Origin of the sequence: Klebsiella sp. 7-CIP_Kleb. (assembly GCF_050378655.1) — a bacterium.
Classification (GTDB): domain Bacteria; phylum Pseudomonadota; class Gammaproteobacteria; order Enterobacterales; family Enterobacteriaceae; genus Klebsiella; species Klebsiella quasipneumoniae.
In genome coordinates this window covers 1-461 of the sequence record NZ_JBNRLJ010000044.1, presented here as the reverse complement: position 1 = coordinate 461, position 461 = coordinate 1, and the positions used below count along the sequence as shown (strand labels likewise).

The following is a 461-nucleotide window of genomic DNA, read 5'->3' as shown; positions in this document are numbered from 1 at the left end:
TCGCTGGTATCGATTTTCCCGGCGGTCAACCCATATTTAACTGCAAGGTTTTTGAGATTTAACTTGTCGCCCTCCCAGAACATCAGCCACCTATGGTTTTTATCCATAATTGCGGAGTCTGCAGGCGAACGGGCGTACTCATCGGGACTCGCGAACGACACCGGTATTTCAACACCGCCAATAGAAATCGTATCAGTGTCCAGGCTGGAAACACTCAGTCTGTTGATTGTCGCATCGTCAAAAGAGACGTCACCGGAGACCTGAAGGTCTTTAATCTTCAGAGTGCCTTTGATATCCGCGTTCTTCAGCCAGATTTCATCACCATGCCACTGCAATAACCAGCGGTGGTTTTTGTCCATGATTGCAGAATCTGCCGGAGAGCGGGAATACTCGTCATTGTCGGCATACAAAACAGATTCGATGAGGTTGATCAGCGGTTCAATCAACTCATATGACGGCAT

1 protein-coding gene is annotated in these 461 nt (G+C 48.2%); it reads right to left on the bottom strand.

Annotated elements, in window-relative coordinates; translation table 11 throughout:
- A partial coding sequence (locus tag ACQUTI_RS26355; protein WP_428923433.1) for a hypothetical protein occupies positions 1 to 461 on the bottom strand: 461 nt, incomplete at both ends.